This window comes from Luteimonas composti, assembly GCF_042678665.1.
In the GTDB taxonomy this organism is placed as follows: domain Bacteria; phylum Pseudomonadota; class Gammaproteobacteria; order Xanthomonadales; family Xanthomonadaceae; genus Luteimonas; species Luteimonas composti.
Genome location: NZ_JBHTKU010000005.1, coordinates 444,963 through 457,652 on the forward strand (window position 1 = coordinate 444,963; position 12,690 = coordinate 457,652).

Sequence of the window (12,690 nt, forward strand, 5' to 3'; positions counted from 1 at the left end):
GGTCGGACCGGTGGCCAGCGGCCGCCGGCGTCCCCCGCGCGCCACCCGGCGGCCCTTCCGTGCTGAACCCGGCCCGCGCAGGCGGCCCGCGCGGGCCGTGCGGGCGCCACACCGCCTATAATCCGCGGTCTAGCCTCAAGCAGACTGACCGGAGCCGGTGATGCTCAACGAAATCAAGAAGGACGCCCAGACCCGCATGGCCAAGAGCATCGACGCCTTGCGCCACAACCTGGTGAAGGTGCGCACCGGACGGGCCTCCACCGGCCTGGTGGACAGCATCCGGGTCAACGCCTACGGCAGCGAGGTACCGCTGTCGCAGGTGGCCGCCGTGTCCGTGTCCGACGCGCGTTCGCTGGTCATCCAGCCCTGGGACAAGGGCATGGTGGGCGCGGTGGAGAAGGCGATCCTCGCCTCCGACCTCGGGCTGACCCCCAACACCGCCGGCACCACCATCCGCCTCAACCTGCCCGCGCTCACCGAGGAGCGCCGCCGCGACCTGACCAAGGTGGTGCATTCCGAAGGCGAGGACGCCAAGGTGGCGATCCGCAACATCCGCCGCGACGCCAACCAGCAGGTCAAGGAACTGCTGAAGGACAAGTCGGTCACCGAGGACGACGTGCGCCGCAGCGAGGAAGAGATCCAGAAGATCACCGACAAGGCGATCAAGGACGTCGACGAGGTGGTCAAGGCCAAGGAGCAGGAGCTGATGGCGGTCTGAAGGGCCGTGATCGGTGATTCGTGATTCGTGATTGGTCAGAAGCCGACGTCCGAAGAGACCATCCCATTGACTGACACCCAGGATTCGCGAGACGACGCTCTTGCGAATCGCCAATCACCCATCACCAATCATGGCAACGTGCCCAGGCACGTCGCCATCATCATGGACGGCAACGGCCGCTGGGCCGCACGCCGGCGCCGACCGCGCGCCATCGGCCACCGCGCCGGCGCGCGCGCGGTCAACACCTGCATCGACTTCTGCCTGGACCAGGGCATCGAGGCGCTGACCCTGTTCGCCTTTTCCAGCGAGAACTGGGGCCGGCCCGAGGAAGAGGTCGGCGCGCTGATGAAGCTGTTCATCGCCGCGCTCGACCGCGAGGTGGAGGAACTGCACCGCCGCGGCGTGCGCGTGCGCTTCATCGGCGAACGCAGCCGCTTTTCCGCCGACATCCGCGCGCGCATGCAGGCCGCCGAGGCCCTGACCGCGGGCAACGGCCGGCTTTCGCTCAACATCGCCGCCAGCTACGGCGGCCGCCAGGACATCGCGGCCGCGGCGCGCTCGCTGGCCGAGGACGTCGCTGCCGGGCGCCTGCAGCCCGCCCAGATCGACGAGGCCGTCCTCGGCACCCGCGTCGCGCTGGCCGACCTGCCGGCGCCCGACCTGTTCATCCGCACCGGCGGCGATTACAGGATCAGCAATTTCCTGCTGTGGCAGCTGGCCTACACCGAACTGTGGTTCACCGAGACGCTGTGGCCGGAACTGGACACGGCCGTCCTGCACGAGGCGCTGCGCGCCTACGCCGGACGCGAGCGCCGTTTCGGCCTGACCGGCGAACAGGTGGCCGGCCGCGCCCGGCCCGATCTCCAGGGGAGTGCAACACCTTGACCCGTACCCGCGTGCTCGCCGCGCTGACCATGGCGCCGCTGGCCATCGGCGGCGTGCTCCTGCTGCCCACCCCCTGGCTGGTCGCGCTGTCGGCGATCATCTTCCTGGCCGCGCTGTGGGAGTGGTTCCGCCTCTCCGAAATCGAGGACACCCTGCAGCGCAACGTGCTGCTGCTGGCGAACCTGCTGCTGATGGCGGCCCTGGTCTGGGCCTCGCCCAACGACAGCGGCGGCTCGCTGGTGCTGTTCAAGCTGGTGGCGACGCTGGGCGTGGTCTGGTGGCTGCTCGCGATGCTGTGGCTGCGCCGCTACGACTTCGCCTCCGACCACGACACCCATGCCCGGGTGTTCAAGCTTGCCGCCGGCACTGCGGCGGTGGTGCCGGCCTGGTGCGCGCTGGCGGTCATCCACGCCGGCGATCCCGACTCCACCGGCCTGTCGCTGGTCAGCCAGGGCCACGTGTGGCTGCTGACCGCGCTGATGATCGTCTGGGCCACCGATACCGGCGCCTATTTCGCCGGGCGCAAGTTCGGCGGGCGCTGGTTCGGCGGGCGCCGCCTGGCGCCGCGCATCAGCCCCAACAAGACCATCGAGGGCCTCGCCGGGGGCGTCGCCCTGGGCGTGGTGGTCGCGCTGGCGATGGCGCCGCTGGCAGGCGCCAGCCTGCGCGAGCTGCCGCTGGTGGCGGTGGCGGCGGTATTCACCGTGCTGTTCTCGGTGATCGGCGACCTGTTCGAGAGCCTGCTCAAGCGCCACGTGGGCGCCAAGGACTCCGGCACCCTGATCCCGGGCCACGGCGGCGTGCTCGACCGCCTCGACAGCGTGCTGGCCGCCCTGCCCGTCTTCGCCGTGGCCAAGATCTGGCTGGGCTTCTGATGCAGCGCGTCGCCGTCCTCGGCGCGACCGGATCGATCGGCGGTTCGGCGCTGGACGTGATCGCCCGCCATCCGGACGACATGCGCGCCAGCGTGCTTGCGGCCGGCAGCAACGTCGACGCGCTGGTCGAACAGTGCGCCCGGCATCGTCCGGACCATGCCGTGATCGGGGAGGCCCCGCGGCTGCCGGCGCTCCGCGACGGGCTGCGCGCGGCCGGTCTCCCGACCCTGCCGCACGCGGGCGCTCGGGCGCTGTCGGACCTGGTCGCCGGCGACGGCTGCGACACCGTGGTTGCGGCGATCGTGGGCGCCGCAGGGCTGGATTCGACCCTGGCGGCCGCCCGCGCCGGCAAGCGCCTGCTGCTGGCGAACAAGGAATCGCTGGTGCTGGCGGGCGAGCTCATGCTGCAGGCGGCGCGCGATGCCGGCGCCACCATCGTGCCGATCGATAGCGAGCACAACGCCATTTTCCAGTGCCTGCACGGCCGCGAGGCCGGGCCCGAGGTGCGTCGCATCACCCTGACCGCGTCGGGCGGGCCGTTCCGCGGCTGGGACCGCGACCGGCTGGCGGCGGTGACGCCGGCCCAGGCAGTAGCCCATCCGAAATGGTCGATGGGTCCGAAGATCTCGGTCGATTCGGCCACCCTGATGAACAAGGGCCTGGAGCTGATCGAAGCCCACCACCTGTTCGGCCTGGCCGACGAGCGGCTGGACGTGCTAGTGCATCCGCAGAGCCTGGTCCATTCGCTGGTCGAATTCGCCGACGGCTCCACCCTCGCCCAGCTGGGCCTGCCCGACATGCGCACCGCGCTGGCAGTGGGCCTGGGCTGGCCGCGGCGCATCGCCTCCGGGGTCGGTCCGCTCGACCTGGCCGCGCACGGCCGGCTGGAGTTCGAGCCGCCCGATACCGCCACGTTCCCCTGCCTGCGGCTGGCGCGCGAGGCGCTGCGGTCCGGCGGCACCGCGCCCGCGGTGCTCAACGCCGCCAACGAGGTGGCCGTTTCAGCCTTTCTTCAGGGCCGCATCGGTTTCCTGTCCATCGCCGCCCTGGTCGAGGATGCACTCGCCGCCATCGCGGCCGAACCGGCACAATCGCTGGAGGCGCTGGGCGACGCCGACGCCCGGGCACGCCGCCATGCCAGCCACGCCATCGCCACAGGTGCCATCGCATGATCCGCCGCCATGACTGAGTTCCTCGGCGCCGCCTGGTGGCTGCTGGTCAGCCTCGGCATCCTGGTGACCATCCACGAATTCGGCCATTTCTGGGTGGCGCGCCGCTGTGGCGTGCGCGTGCTGCGTTTTTCCATCGGCTTCGGCGGGGCCCTGTGGCAGCGCCGCGCGAAGGACGGGACCGAATACCGGCTGGCCGCCATTCCCCTGGGCGGCTACGTGAAGATGCTCGACGAACGCGAGGCCGAGGTGCCGGAGGCCGAGGCCGATCGCGCCTTCAATCGCCAGTCGGTGTGGAAGCGGATCGCGATCGTCGCCGCCGGCCCCGCCGCGAACCTGCTGCTGTGCTTCGTCCTGCTGTGGGCGATGTTCGTGGTCGGCCGGCCCGACTACGCCGCGGTGCTGGGCCCGTCGACCGGCATCGCCGCCGAATCCGGCCTGCGCGGCGACGACCGGGTGCTGGCGCTGGACGGGCGCGAGACGCCGACCTGGATGGAACTGCAGATGGCGCTGCTGCCCGCGGCGCTCGACCGCACGGACGTGCCGCTGCGGGTGGCCGATGCAGAGGGTCGCGAGCGGCAGGTGACGCTGCGGCTGTCGCAACTGCCGCAGGACTTCGACCAGCGCCAGGTCCTGGGCAGCATCGGCCTGGTGCCGCGCCATTTCACCGTGCCCGCCGACGTCGGCCGGGTACTGCCCGATGGCGCGGCCTGGGGCACCCTGGCCGAAGGCGACCGCATCACCGCGCTGGACGGCCGCCCGGTGGAACGGTTCGACGACATCGCCCCGCTGGTGCAGGCACTCGGCGAGCGCGGCGGGGAAGCGATGATCGAGGTGACCCGCGACGGCGAGCGGCTTGCCTTCCCGATCGCGCCGCGCGAGGTCGCCGGCGACGACGGGCAGCCTCGCTGGGTGCTGGGCATCGAGGCGCCGCGACGGATCGAGTTGCCGCCCAAGGACGCGCTGCAGCAGTACGGTCCGGTGGCCGCGATCCCCGTGGCCGCGCGCGAGGTCGGTCATCTCACCGGGCAGCTGCTGGGCATGATCCAGCGCGCCTTCACCGGGCGGCTCGCGCTGGAAAACACCGTGGCCGGACCGCTGACCATCGCCCGCGCCACCAACGCCTACGCCAGCCAGGGCGTGGCCTGGTACCTGACCATCCTCGCCCTGCTCTCGCTGAGCATCGCCATCCTCAACCTGCTGCCGATCCCGCTCTTGGACGGGGGGCACCTGTTGTATTACCTTATCGAGTTGGTCAAGGGCAGTCCGTTAAGCGAACGTGCGATGGCTGCCGGGCAGTATGTCGGCCTGGTGCTGTTGGCTGGCCTGATGGGCCTGGCGTTCTACAACGACATTCTCCAGCTGGTGCGCTGATGCCCCGTTCTCCGACCGCCGCTGCGTCAGCAGCGGAGCACTCTCCCAATCCGGACCGATCGATGACGCGTACCCCTGCCCGCCGCCTGCTTGCACTCGCCCTCGCGACCGCCATCGCACCCGCCTGGGCCCAGCAGGCAGTCGATCCGCAGGCCGCGTTCGCGGTGCCACAGCCGGCGGCCGCGCAGGCTGCCGGCGCGTTCACCGTCAGCGACATCCGCGTCGACGGCCTGCAGCGCATCGGCGCCGGCACCGTGTTCACCTACCTGCCGATCGAGCGCGGCGACACCGTCGACCAGACGCGGATCGGCGAGGCGGTGCGCGCGCTCTACCGCACCGGTTTCTTCGAGGACATCCAGGTCGGTCGCCAGGGCAGCATCCTCGTGGTGACCGTGACCGAGCGTCCGGCGATCAACAAGCTCACGCTGACCGGCAACAAGGACATCAAGACCGAGGACCTGACCAAGGGCCTGCGCGACATCGGCCTGGCCGAAGGCGAGACCTTCGACCGCCTCGCGCTCGACCGCGTCACCCAGGAACTCACCCGCCAGTACAACAACCGCGGCAAGTACAACGTCGAGATCACCCCGACGGTCTCGCGCCTGGACCGCAACCGCGTCGACGTCACCATCACGGTCAAGGAAGGCAAGGCGGCCAAGATCCGCCACATCAACCTGATCGGAAACGAGCTGTTCGACCAGGAACAGCTCACCGACAGCTGGGAGTCGGGCGAGAGCAACTGGCTGAGCTGGTACCGGCGCGACGACCAGTACTCCAAGGAAAAGCTCTCTGGCGACCTGGAGAAACTGCACAACTACTACCTGGACCGCGGCTACGTCGACTTCAGCATCGACAGCACCCAGGTCTCCATCAGTCCCGACAAGCGCGACATGTTCATCACCGCCGGGCTGACCGAGGGCGAGATCTACACGGTCTCCTCGATCGAGGTCACCGGCGACACCGTGCTGCCGAAGGAGGACGTCGAGCGGCTGCTGCTGGTCCGCGAGGGCATGGTGTTCTCGCGCGCCCTGCTCGAGCTGACTTCGGACGCGATCACCGCGAACCTGGGCAACATCGGTTACGCCTTCGCCCAGGTCAACACGATTCCCGAGATCGACCGCGACAAGCGCACCGTCGGCATCAAGCTGCAGGTCGTGCCCGGCCCGCGCGTGAACGTGCGTCGCATCGTGTTCCGCGGCAACACCCGCACCTCCGACGAGGTGATGCGCCGCGAGATGCGCCAGTTCGAAGGCGCCTGGTATTCGCAGGCCGCCATCGACCGTTCCAAGGTGCGCCTGCAGCGCCTGGGCTACTTCGAGTCGGGCAGCGTCAACGTCGAGACCCAGCCGGTGCCGGGCAGCAACGACGAGGTCGACGTGGTGTTCAGCGTGACCGAGACCACGTCGGGCAGCTTCGTGTTCGGCGTGGGCTACTCGCAGCTCGCGGGCCTGACCACGTCGGTGCAGCTGTCGCAGAACAACTTCCTGGGCAGCGGCAACCGCGTCTCGGTCGAAGCGCAGCGCAACGTCTACCTGCAGCGCTACTCGTTCTCCTTCCTCAATCCGTACTTCACCGACGAAGGCCTGTCGCTCGGCTACAACCTGTGGTGGCGCGAGTTCGACAACTCCGAGTTCAACACCGCCCAGTTCTCGTCGACCAACGCGGCGATGCAGATGGTCCTGGGCCTGCCGATCACCGAGTCGGACACGATCTCGGCGCTGTTCGGCGTCGACCGGAACCAGATCTTCGCCTGGCGCGGATCCTCGCCCGAATCCATCGTCGACTACATCGACGCGGTCGGCTCGCGCACCTTCCACGCCTGGCGCACCGAGCTGGCCTGGGCGCGCGATTCGCGCAACGACTACCTGCAGCCCACCCGCGGCACCATGCAGCGCGTGTCGCTGGAGACCACCCTGCCAGGCTCGACGGTCGAGTACTTCAAGTTCAACTACGAGTTCTCCAAGTACTGGCCGATCAATCGCGCCCTGGTGCTCAATACCCGGTTCGAGATCGGCTACGGCGACAGCTACGGCGACGATGTCTACCGGACGTTCTGCCGTAGCCTCGGCGATCAGCCGCTGCCGCCGCCCGGCAGCGCCCCGGCCGACCCCACGCCCGCCGCGGACGGCGAGTGCGGCGAAGGCTCGGTCTACAACCGGACCCTGGTCGCCACCGGCCTGCCGTTCTTCGAGAATTTCTACGCCGGCGGCGCGCGCTCCGTGCGCGGCTTCCGCGACAACACCCTGGGCCCGCGCGAGACCGCGTTCAACAGCTCGTACCTGCAGCCCATGGGCGGCTCGCTCAAGACCGTCGGTTCGCTGGAGATGTTCTTCCCGCAGCTGATCAAGTCGCCCGCCGCGCGCGTCTCGGCCTTCGTCGACGTCGGCAACGTGTTCCGCAACGTCGACGCGTTCGAGAGCAGCGAGCTGCGCGCTTCCGCAGGCGTGGCGCTGATGTGGCGCGCGCCGGTCGGCCCGATCTCGATCAGCTACGCCTTCCCGATCCGCAGCCAGGACGCGGTGCGAGACAGCAACGGTCGGGTGCTGGTGGAAGGCGACGAACTCGAGCGGCTGCAGTTCACCTTCGGCGGCGCGTTCTAGCCGCCGTCCGACCGCATGTCCCCGGAAGGCTTCACGATCACCGCGGGGGAGCTCGCCGAACGCTTCGGGCTCGTCCTGCACGGCGACGCCGCGCGCCCCGTGGCGGGCGTGGGGACGCTGGCCGCGGCCGGCCCGGCGCAACTGTCGTTCCTGGCCAACTCGAAGTATCGCGGCCAGCTGGCCGAGTCCCGCGCCGGCGTGGTGGTGGTGCGCGGGGCCGATGCGGAGGGCCAGGACCGTACCCTCCTGGTCGCGCCCGATCCCTACGTGGCGTATTCGAAGATCGCGGCACTGTTCGAGCCCGTGGCGGCCAATGAACCCGGCATCCATCCCACCGCCGTCGTGCATGCCGAGGCGGTGGTCGAGGACGGCGCTTCGATCGGCCCGCTGGTGGTGATCGGTGCCCGCAGCCGGATCGCCGCCGGCGCCAGCATCGGCCCGGGTTGCGTGATCGGCGAGGACTGCGACGTCGGCGGCGGCAGCACCCTGGTCGCGCGGGTCACCCTGGTCCGTCGGGTCCGTCTCGGACAGCGCGTGCTGGTGCATCCCGGCGCCGTGCTGGGGGCCGACGGATTCGGGATCGCGCTCGATCGCGAGGGCGGCGAGCCGCACTGGATCAAGGTGCCGCAGCTCGGCGGGGTGCGGGTGGGCGACGACTGCGAGATCGGCGCCAATACCACCATCGACCGCGGCGCGATCGAGGACACCGTGCTGGAGCACGACGTCCGCCTCGACAACCAGATCCAGATCGCACACAACGTCCGCGTCGGGGCGCATACCGCCATGGCCGGCTGCGTGGCCGTGGCCGGCAGCACCACGATCGGGCGATACTGCATGATCGGCGGCGCCGCGGGCATCGCCGGCCACCTGGAGATCTGCGACCGGGTGATGGTCACTGCGATGAGCCTGGTGACCCACTCGATCCGCGAGCCGGGGGAGTATTCTTCCGGCACCCCGCTCATGGACAGCCGCAGCTGGCGCCGCAACGCGGTCCGCTACAAGCAGCTCGACGCACTGGCCCGGCGCCTGCGCCTGCCGACAAAGGGAAACGAATGAACCAGCCGGTCACGCTACCGATCGACCTCAACGGCATCCACGAGCTGCTGCCGCACCGCTATCCGTTCCTGCTGATCGACCGGGTGGTCGAGTTCGAGCACGGCAAGCGCGTGCTGGCCTACAAGAACGTCACTGGCAACGAGCATTTCTTCCAGGGACATTTTCCCCATCGACCGGTGATGCCCGGCGTGCTGGTGATCGAATCGCTGGCGCAGGCCGGCGGCGTCCTGTCCCAGCTGACCCATGGCGGCAGCCTGACCGGCCGCCTGTCGTACCTGGTCAAGGTGGACAACGCCAAGTTCTCGCGGATGGTGGTGCCCGGCGACCGCCTCGACCTGGAGGTCGAGATCCGCCGCGAGATCCGCAACATGACGCTCTACAGTGGCGTGGCCCGCGTGGACGGGGAGCAGGTGGCCTGTGCCGAGATCCTGTGCGCCGAGGTGCGCAGCATCGAGGCGGGCAGCTGACATGGCGCAGCCCGGCATCCATCCCACCGCGGTGGTGGATCCGTCCGCCCGGCTGGGCGACGGGGTGTCGGTCGGGGCGTTCACCCTGGTCGGTCCGGACGTGGAGATCGGCGACGGCAGCACCATCGGCCCGCACTGCAGCCTGCAGGGGCCCATGCGCATCGGCCGCGAAAACCGCATCGTCGGCCATGCCGCCATCGGAGGCGATCCGCAGGACAAGAAGTACCGGGGCGAACGCGTCTCGCTGGAGATTGGCGACCGCAATCTGATCCGCGAGTTCGTGACCCTCAACCGCGGCACCGGCGATGGCGGCGGCGTGACCCGCATCGGCAACGACAACTGGCTGTTGGCCTACACGCATGTCGCGCATGACTGCATGGTCGGCAACCACTGCGTGTTCTCCAACAACGCTTCGCTGGCCGGCCACGTGGTGGTCGGCGACCACGTGATCCTCAGCGGCTTCGCCGGCGTGCACCAGTTCTGCCGGATCGGCGCGCACGCCTTCATCGGCATGGGTGCATTCGTCAATGGCGACGTTCCGCCGTTCCTGATGGTGGCGCAGGACAAGTACGCGCGCCCGCGCGGGATCAACGCTGAAGGCCTGAAGCGCCGCGGCTTCGATCCGCGACGCATCGCAGCGATCCGACGAGCCTATCGCGCGCTCTACATGGGGGACGCCAAGCTGGACGAAGCGCGCGCGGAACTCGAGGAGATCGCGGCTGCCGGCAGCGCCGACGTACGCGCGATGCTGGACTTCATCGAAAGCGGCGAACGGCCGCTGCTGCGCTGAACGCGCTGGGCGGCGCGTGAACCACGTCGACTTCCCTGCCTTGGGCGATCGCCCGGACCCGGTGCCGGCCCCGGGGCTGCCCGATTCCGCGCTCCCCCGACTGCGGATCGCGCTGTGCGCCGGGGAAGCCTCCGGCGACCTGCTCGGTGCGGGGCTGGTGGACGCACTGCGTGCACGTCTGCCCCAGGCCGAGTTCGCCGGCGTGGGCGGCGCGGCGATGCGCGATGCGGGTGTCGACACCTGGTACGACGCCGCGGAACTGGCGGTGATGGGCCTGAGCGAGGTGCTGCGCCACCTGCCGCGACTGCTGCGGCTGCGGCGGGACCTGCGCCGGCGCGTGCTCGACTGGCAGGCCGACGTGTTCATCGGCATCGACGCCCCGGACTTCAACCTCGGCCTCGAGCGCGCGCTCAAGCGGCGCGGCATGCGCACCGTGCATTACGTCAGCCCCTCCGTCTGGGCGTGGCGGCAGGGGCGCGCGGCGAAGATCGGGCGCAGCGCCGACCGCGTGCTGTGCCTGTTCCCCATGGAGCCGGCGATCTACGCCAGGCACGGGGTGGACGCGCGCTTCGTGGGCCATCCCATGGCCGATGCCATGCCGCTGAACCCGGACCGCCGCCGTGCCCGGGCCGAACTCGGCCTGCCCGACGACGCACCCGTCCTCGCCGTGCTGCCCGGCTCGCGCCTGGGCGAGATCGAGCGGCTGGGCGCGATCTTCCTGGAGGCCGCCCACCAGGTCGCGGCGCGGATCCCGGGGCTGCGGGTCGTCCTCCCGGCGGCGACGCCGGCCTGCGCGGAGGTGATCCGCGCCCTGCTCGCCGCTTCGCCGCTGCCGCCTGGCTGCGCCCTGCTGCTCGATGGACGCGCCCGCGACGCGATGGTCGCCTCCGACGTAGTGCTGCTGGCTTCCGGCACCGCCACGCTCGAGGCGATGCTGGCCAAGCGGCCCATGGTGGTCGGCTATCGCATCGCGCCGAGTACGTACCGCATCGTCCGCGCCCTTGGCCTGCTGAAAGTGGACCGCTACGCCCTGCCCAACGTACTTGCCGGCCGGACGATCGCGCCGGAGCTGATGCAGGACGACTGCACGCCGGATCGTCTGGCCGACGCGATCCTGCAATGGTTCGCCGATCGGACTGCCGCCGCCGCACTGGAGCCGATCTACCGCGACCTGCATATCGACCTGCGCCGGGACGCCTCCGCCTCCTCGGCGGAAGCGGTCGCCGGCCTGCTGGATGGCGGGCGATGAAGCGGCTGATCGCCGGAGTCGACGAGGCCGGCTGCGGCCCGCTGGCCGGGCCTGTGGTCGTGGCCGCGGTGATCCTCCACCCGCGCCGCCGCATCGATGGTCTCGACGATTCGAAGAAGCTCAGCGCCGCGCGCCGTGAGGCGCTGTATCCGTTGATCGTCCGGCGCGCTCTGGCCTGGCGCATCGAATTCGTCCATGTCGACGAGATCGACGCGATCAATATCCTGCAGGCGCGACTGACCGGCATGCGACGCGCCCTGTGCGCCCTGGCCCCCGCGGCGACGCATGCGCGCATCGATGGCAACCGCCTGCCGACCGGCCTGCCCTGCCAGGCCGAAGCGATCGTCGGCGGGGACGGCGTCGAGCCTGCCATCATGGCCGCTTCGATCCTGGCCAAGGTCGCACGCGATCGCGCCATGGTCGAACTGCATTCCCAGTTCCCGCAGTACGGCTTCGACCAGCACAAGGGCTATCCCTCGCCGCACCATCTCGCGGCGTTGCGCGAGCATGGCCCCTGCCCGCACCATCGGCGGAGTTTCTCCCCGGTCCAGCAGCAGCTGCTGTTCGCCTAGAGGGCTGCCCGCTTGGGCGTCGGTCGCCATCGGCGACGGCGATTTGTATCCGGGTTCGCCAGTCTGTAATGACCAGCGACTTCCTGCTCGGGTGCGCCGTTTGCACGCAGGGCACGATGAGCCAGGTGATGGACGACGAGATCAGGAGATGGACGGCCCGGCGGACGTCGGCGCCGTGCTGCACGTCAACAAGGCAGGACGAACGCACTTGCGGTTCACGTCGGGGACTCCGGGTGCAGCGGGTCGGACAGGCCGCGATAGCCGAACCTGCGCAGCACCTGCGCCGATTCGATGATCTGCGCCGAGGGCGCCCGCGTGGCGGGCGTTGGCTCGTGCGGGTGACGGAAGGCATCGCGAGACACCCCCCGCAAGGCGGCAGGCCCGGCGCGCGCTCAGAACCGTCTAGTCGAGCATCGGCCGGACTGCCTTGCCCTTGCGTGGCGGAGCTAGCGTTTTATCCCGAAGCCGATCTACAGCGCCTCGATGGCCAGATGGGCGTCGGCGAGCAGCCGCTTGAGTCGGTTGTTTCTGGCCCGGCCCCTTCAGGCGCTTGGCGTCCTCGGCCTCATCGGGCCGTTATTGGCCCGCCAGGCGTAGAAACTGGCGGCACTGCAGCCGTGCTGCACTACAGCTCCGAGACGGCCATGCCGGCCTCCCGCCTGCTTGTGAGTCCAATGATCTGTTCGGTGGTGAAGCGACTCTTGCGCATGTCCGTCCTCCGGGTTGACGGACTTTACTGCTTCACGTGGTACGGCTCAGTGGGGGCGAGTCATTCGCGTATCGAACTGCCCATCCGCTGGCGGCTATCCGAGCGCAATAAAAAACCCCCAGCCTTTTGGGGCTGGGGGTTCGGGGTAAAGACCCTGGCGATGACCTACTCTCGCATGCGGCTGCACACTACCATCGGCGCGTTTGCGTTTCACTTCCGAGTTCGG

12 protein-coding genes and 1 pseudogene are annotated in these 12,690 nt (G+C 69.8%); 12 read left to right on the forward strand and 1 reads right to left on the reverse strand.

The genetic code is table 11. The features are described from left to right. Positions 1-160 precede the first annotated feature (160 nt). From frr to ACFQ2D_RS16925, 11 genes are all read left to right on the forward strand, one after another. Complete coding sequence (gene frr, locus ACFQ2D_RS16875; RefSeq protein WP_280943769.1) at positions 161-718, forward strand: ribosome recycling factor; 558 nt, start codon at positions 161-163, stop codon at positions 716-718. Positions 719-880: 162 nt separating this feature from the next. Further along, entirely contained in the window at positions 881-1,603 is a 723-nt protein-coding gene (uppS, locus tag ACFQ2D_RS16880) for a polyprenyl diphosphate synthase (RefSeq protein ID WP_386795726.1), read from the forward strand. Then, entirely contained in the window at positions 1,600-2,478 is an 879-nt protein-coding gene (locus ACFQ2D_RS16885; protein WP_280943771.1) for a phosphatidate cytidylyltransferase, read from the forward strand. The genes uppS and ACFQ2D_RS16885 overlap by 4 nt, the downstream gene beginning before the upstream one ends. After that, positions 2,478-3,650 carry a 1-deoxy-D-xylulose-5-phosphate reductoisomerase gene (locus tag ACFQ2D_RS16890; RefSeq protein WP_386795716.1) on the forward strand — a complete coding sequence of 391 codons (1,173 nt, stop codon included), beginning with the start codon at positions 2,478-2,480 and terminating at the stop codon, positions 3,648-3,650. The genes ACFQ2D_RS16885 and ACFQ2D_RS16890 overlap by 1 nt, the downstream gene beginning before the upstream one ends. A 9-nt stretch (positions 3,651-3,659) precedes the next feature. Then, entirely contained in the window at positions 3,660-5,021 is a 1,362-nt protein-coding gene (gene rseP / locus ACFQ2D_RS16895; RefSeq protein ID WP_280943772.1) for an RIP metalloprotease RseP, read from the forward strand. A gap of 62 nt (positions 5,022-5,083) precedes the next feature. Further along, complete coding sequence (bamA, locus tag ACFQ2D_RS16900; RefSeq protein WP_280943773.1) at positions 5,084-7,621, forward strand: outer membrane protein assembly factor BamA; 2,538 nt, start codon at positions 5,084-5,086, stop codon at positions 7,619-7,621. Positions 7,622-7,636: 15 nt separating this feature from the next. Beyond that, positions 7,637-8,677: a UDP-3-O-(3-hydroxymyristoyl)glucosamine N-acyltransferase gene (lpxD, locus tag ACFQ2D_RS16905; protein ID WP_280943774.1), complete on the forward strand. Its 1,041-nt coding sequence runs from the start codon at positions 7,637-7,639 to the stop codon at positions 8,675-8,677. Next, positions 8,674-9,144 carry a 3-hydroxyacyl-ACP dehydratase FabZ gene (gene fabZ / locus ACFQ2D_RS16910; protein ID WP_280943775.1) on the forward strand — a complete coding sequence of 157 codons (471 nt, stop codon included), beginning with the start codon at positions 8,674-8,676 and terminating at the stop codon, positions 9,142-9,144. The genes lpxD and fabZ overlap by 4 nt, the downstream gene beginning before the upstream one ends. A 1-nt stretch (position 9,145) precedes the next feature. After that, entirely contained in the window at positions 9,146-9,934 is a 789-nt protein-coding gene (lpxA, locus tag ACFQ2D_RS16915) for an acyl-ACP--UDP-N-acetylglucosamine O-acyltransferase (RefSeq protein WP_280943776.1), read from the forward strand. 40 nt (positions 9,935-9,974) lie between these two features. Continuing rightward, on the forward strand, positions 9,975-11,183 hold the full coding sequence (gene lpxB / locus ACFQ2D_RS16920; protein ID WP_386795717.1) for a lipid-A-disaccharide synthase: 1,209 nt from the start codon (positions 9,975-9,977) through the stop codon (positions 11,181-11,183). Further along, positions 11,180-11,755: a ribonuclease HII gene (locus ACFQ2D_RS16925; protein WP_280943777.1), complete on the forward strand. Its 576-nt coding sequence runs from the start codon at positions 11,180-11,182 to the stop codon at positions 11,753-11,755. Before lpxB ends, ACFQ2D_RS16925 begins: the two co-directional genes overlap by 4 nt. A gap of 221 nt (positions 11,756-11,976) precedes the next feature. On the opposite strand, the pseudogene ACFQ2D_RS16930 reads toward ACFQ2D_RS16925, so the two are convergent. Then, positions 11,977-12,464, reverse strand: a pseudogene (locus ACFQ2D_RS16930) (transposase); the annotation flags it as partial. Between ACFQ2D_RS16930 and ACFQ2D_RS16935 the strand changes: the two are divergent. Continuing rightward, positions 12,463-12,690 (forward strand): hypothetical protein (locus tag ACFQ2D_RS16935; RefSeq protein WP_386795718.1); only part of this gene is annotated, 228 nt, incomplete at its 3' end. The pseudogene ACFQ2D_RS16930 and the gene ACFQ2D_RS16935 overlap by 2 nt on opposite strands.

Excerpts from the sequence above, each read along its gene's own strand:
- frr (WP_280943769.1), top strand. The coding sequence starts at position 161 with ATGCTCAACGAAATCAAGAAGGACGCCCAGACCCGCATGGCCAAGAGC.
- lpxD (WP_280943774.1), top strand. The coding sequence starts at position 7,637 with ATGTCCCCGGAAGGCTTCACGATCACCGCGGGGGAGCTCGCCGAACGC.
- ACFQ2D_RS16890 (WP_386795716.1), top strand. The coding sequence starts at position 2,478 with ATGCAGCGCGTCGCCGTCCTCGGCGCGACCGGATCGATCGGCGGTTCG.
- bamA (WP_280943773.1), top strand. The coding sequence starts at position 5,084 with ATGACGCGTACCCCTGCCCGCCGCCTGCTTGCACTCGCCCTCGCGACC.
- rseP (WP_280943772.1), top strand. The coding sequence starts at position 3,660 with ATGACTGAGTTCCTCGGCGCCGCCTGGTGGCTGCTGGTCAGCCTCGGC.
- lpxA (WP_280943776.1), top strand. The coding sequence starts at position 9,146 with ATGGCGCAGCCCGGCATCCATCCCACCGCGGTGGTGGATCCGTCCGCC.
- fabZ (WP_280943775.1), top strand. The coding sequence starts at position 8,674 with ATGAACCAGCCGGTCACGCTACCGATCGACCTCAACGGCATCCACGAG.
- uppS (WP_386795726.1), top strand. The coding sequence starts at position 881 with ATGGACGGCAACGGCCGCTGGGCCGCACGCCGGCGCCGACCGCGCGCC.
- ACFQ2D_RS16925 (WP_280943777.1), top strand. The coding sequence starts at position 11,180 with ATGAAGCGGCTGATCGCCGGAGTCGACGAGGCCGGCTGCGGCCCGCTG.